The organism is Kitasatospora sp. NPDC059817 (genome assembly GCF_042731835.1).
In the GTDB taxonomy this organism is placed as follows: domain Bacteria; phylum Actinomycetota; class Actinomycetes; order Streptomycetales; family Streptomycetaceae; genus Kitasatospora.
In genome coordinates this window covers 1-2,009 of sequence record NZ_JBHWIR010000401.1, presented here as the reverse complement: position 1 = coordinate 2,009, position 2,009 = coordinate 1, and the positions used below count along the sequence as shown (strand labels likewise).

The 2,009-nt window shown below is 77.2% G+C and carries 1 protein-coding gene; it reads right to left on the bottom strand.

Annotated elements, in window-relative coordinates:
* Positions 1-53: 53 nt before the first annotated feature.
* The gene (locus ACFV61_RS35740; protein ID WP_380496333.1) at positions 54-1,871 is read right to left on the bottom strand and encodes an amino acid adenylation domain-containing protein; all 1,818 of its coding nucleotides are present in this window, start codon (positions 1,869-1,871) and stop codon (positions 54-56) included.
* Between the last annotated feature and the right edge of the window lie 138 nt (positions 1,872-2,009).

Sequence of the window (2,009 nt, the reverse complement as noted above, 5' to 3'; positions counted from 1 at the left end):
GCGCAGCAGGTCGGCCTGGTCGGCGGTCTGGTCGACGGCCGGGTGCTCGGCGGTCATCGGGTGGCTCCTTGCGGGGTGTCGTCGTGCGCGGCGCGCAGGGCTCGTTCGAGCAGGTCGGCCTGGCCGGCGACGGTGGGGTGGCCGAGGAAGTCGGCGAGCGAGAGTTCGACGCCGAGGTCCTCGCGGAGGTCGTCGACGACCCACATGGCGAGCAGCGAGTGGCCGCCCTCGGCGAGGAAGTCGGCGGCCGGGTCGGTGATCGGGCGTTCCAGGGCGCGGGTCCAGGCGGTGGCGACGGCCTGCTGGATCGGGGTGAGGGCGGCGGCGGTGCCGGGTCCGTCGGGGGCCGTCTCGTCGGTGGCGGCGAGGGCGCGGCGGTCGATCTTGCCGGTGCCGGTCAGCGGCAGGGCGGCGAGTACGGTCCAGGCGGTGGGCACCAGGTGGGCGGGCAGCCGGTCGGCGAGCCGGGTGCGGAGGGTTTCGACGGCCGGTCGGCTGCCGTCGGCGAGGACCAGGCAGGCGGTGAGCGCGGCGTCGGTGTGGCCGGGCCGGCGGACCACGACGGCCGCCTCGGCGACCTCGGGGAACTGCAGCAGCGCGTGCTCGACCTCGCCGGGTTCGATCCGGAAGCCGCGGACCTTCACCTGGTCGTCGGTGCGGCCGTGGAACTCCAGTGCGCCGTCGGGGCGTTGGCGGACGAGGTCGCCGCTGCGGTAGGCGCGGCCGGTGCCGGGCAGGTCGCGGAAGCGCTCGGCGGTCAGCTCCGGCCGGTTCAGGTAGCCCTGGGCGAGCCGGCCGCCGGCGATCCACAGTTCGCCGACGGTGCCGGGCGGCACCGGGGCGAGCTCCTGGTCGAGGACGAGGGCGCGGGCGCCGCCGAAGGGCCGGCCGATCGGGACCGGGCCGGTGGTGCAGTCGGCCGGGGTGATCCGGTGCAGGGTGGTGAAGGTGGTGGCCTCGGTCGGCCCGTAGACGTTGAAGAGTTCGAGCCAGGGGAAGGCGCGCAGCACCGCCCCGGCGTACTCGGGCGACAGGGCTTCGCCGCCGACGGCCAGGGTGCGCAGCACGCCGAAGATCCGGGACTGCCGGGCGGCCAGGTGGTGGAACAGGGCGGTGGTGATGAACACGGTGGTGACGCCGAACCGCTCGATGTCGCGGACGAGCTCCTCGGCGGTGGGCCGGTCGGAGGGCGAGACGGCGACGGCGGCGCCGTGGGCCAGCGGGGCCCACAGTTCGAAGGTGGAGGCGTCGAAGCTGATCGTGGAGTGGAACAGGACCCGGTCGCGGGGGCCGAGCGTGAACGCGTCCTGGGCGGTGACCAGGTCGGCGACGGCGCTGTGCGGGACGATGACGCCCTTGGGCCGGCCGGTGGAGCCCGAGGTGTAGAAGAGCAGGGCGGGCGCGGCCGGCTCGGCGGCGTCGGGGGCGGCCGCACCGGCGGCGTCGGGGCCGTGCCCGGCCGGGGCGGCGGGCTCGGCCAGGACGAGCGTCGAGGTCAGCGCGAGGGTCTGCTCCTCGGCGAGTCCGGCCTCGGCGAGCAGCGTCTTGTCGCCGAGGACGAGCCGGACTCCGGCGTCCCCGGTCATCTCGGCGATGCGCTGGCGCGGGTAGGCCGGGTCGAGCGGGACGACGTGGGCGCCGGTCCGCCAGATCGCGAGCTGGGCGACGACCAGGCGGGTGGAACGGGCGCAGAGCAGGCCGACGGCGCTGCCGGGGCCGATCCCCCGGGCGGCCAGGGTCGCGGCCAGCCGGGCGGAGGAGTCGAGGAGTTGACGGTACGTCAGAACGGTGGAGCCGTCGGTCACGGCGAGGGCGTCGGGGCGCTCCTGGGCGTGCCGGGCGATCAGGTCCGGGAGGGTCGCGGTGGGCATGATGGTTCCCTTCCGGGCGCCCCCGCCCCGCCCCGCCCGGCCGTCGCCCCCCCCGGGCGCGGGCTGGCCCGCGACGCGGCGGCCGACCCCGCCAGGGGGGCGCGGGGCTCGCGCCGGGGGCGGCGCGCGGGGGCGCGC

Bases quoted from the DNA above. Each gene is read 5' to 3' on its own strand.
- ACFV61_RS35740 (WP_380496333.1), bottom strand. From the start codon at position 1,871: ATGCCCACCGCGACCCTCCCGGACCTGATCGCCCGGCACGCCCAGGAG.